The 1,592-nt window shown below is 40.0% G+C and carries 1 protein-coding gene; it reads right to left on the bottom strand.

Features of this window, described 5'->3' with window-relative positions:
• On the bottom strand, nt 1-1,102 hold a 1,102-nt coding region (locus tag I3255_RS14165; RefSeq protein WP_238039388.1), incomplete at its 3' end, for a Wzz/FepE/Etk N-terminal domain-containing protein.
• Nucleotides 1,103-1,592 lie beyond the last annotated feature (490 nt).

Genomic DNA, 1,592 nt, shown 5'->3' with positions numbered 1-1,592 from the left:
GCAATTTCTCAACACGCTTAGTTAAACGCGCTTTTTCAGATAACAATGTCTTACGCTTATCAAGCAGTGAAATGTAAGCAGGATGCTCTTTAGTAAATTTCTGAGAAATATCACTTTCTTTAAACGTTAGTTCGTTAAGTTGCGCTTCCACCCCTACCATGGTATCAAGCGCTGCTTTCGCTTCTAAGTTTAAATCCACCGATTCATTAGCTTGACGATAACGGTTTAATTTATCTTCAGCGGTCGTCAACTGAGATTTAATATCTGGCAGGTGTTGCTTTAAAAATGCTAAGCTATTTTCTGCTTCAGCAGAATTACGCTCTACGTTCTGCAGAAAATAGTTTTGGCTAATATCATTTAAGATAGCCGTAATTTCTACTTTATTAGGGCCTGTTAATGATAGCTGAAGAATACCTGTTTGTTTTCCACGCTCTGAAACCTCAAGGTCGCGTTGTAGATTTTGAATTGCATCAAAACGGCTAATTTTGCTTACGGTAAAACTATCGCCATTGTGCGCATTTAAGTCAGTTACAAACAGACGGTAATCACCTTGCTCAGCTAACTCACCTACTTTGCCTTTCAGTACTTCTTTACCTTCGCTATCGGTTAAGGTGTAAGTACCTTGTTTGGCATTATCAACCGTTAGGGTAAACGATTTTAACTCAACATAGTCTGGTACGATAAAACGAGAGATATGTGCAACAATTGACTCACCCTGTAAACGCGCAAGCCCGGCACCAATTACTGGCATGTAATCTGGCGTTACGACCGTAGTTAGATTTAACTTATCAACGGTTTTACCTAGCACCATACGAGATTTGATGATCTCAGTTTCTGTTGTTGAGGATGATTTACCACCACCAAACATATCGGCCATATCACTATTTAACAGTGCACTGGCTCCGCCGCTTTTTTCTTCAATTTGAATTAACGCGTCTGCTTTATAAATAGGGGTAGCAAGCATGGCATAGGCAATGCCGATAACCGCAAAAATGGCGGTAATAATTAAGATATTCCAGCGATTATCGACCAAAATACCAAACAGTTTCCCCAGATCGATTTCGTCTGAGGCTTGGCTCGTGGGATTATTTGTAGCGCTCATAAAGGTCCAAAAGGTAATTAAATTTGGTATAAAACATATTGTCATTCCAGAAGCGAGTAGCGAACTATCCGGAACCTCATAACAACGTACTGCAACTCTATGTATTCAAAATACGCTACAACACGCTTTAGAAGATCCCCTATCTCGTTCGTTTCACTCTCTGTAGGGGATGACAAATTCAAGGGATCTGTCATTCCGGAAGTGAGGCACGAACTATCCGGAATCTCATAACAACGTACTGCAATTCTATATATTCAAAATACGCTACAACACGCTTTAGAAGATCCCCTCTCTCGTTCGTTTCACTCTCTGTAGAGGATGACAAACGCAAAGGTTCTGTCATTCTAATGGCAATATCTAATAAATATTTCAGCTTATAACTTCTTCGCCCAAGCTTCCGCCGCTTGATCAATCAATTTGTATGCATGATCAAAAGCTTCTTTACTTAAACGATAAGGATCGGGAATATCTTGCTGACCAATCCATTGAC

Origin of the sequence: Psychrobacter sp. Ps6 (assembly GCF_022129235.1) — a bacterium.
In the GTDB taxonomy this organism is placed as follows: Bacteria; Pseudomonadota; Gammaproteobacteria; order Pseudomonadales; family Moraxellaceae; genus Psychrobacter.
Note: the sequence above shows the minus strand (reverse complement) of the source record. Positions and strands in the feature narration are given on the sequence as shown.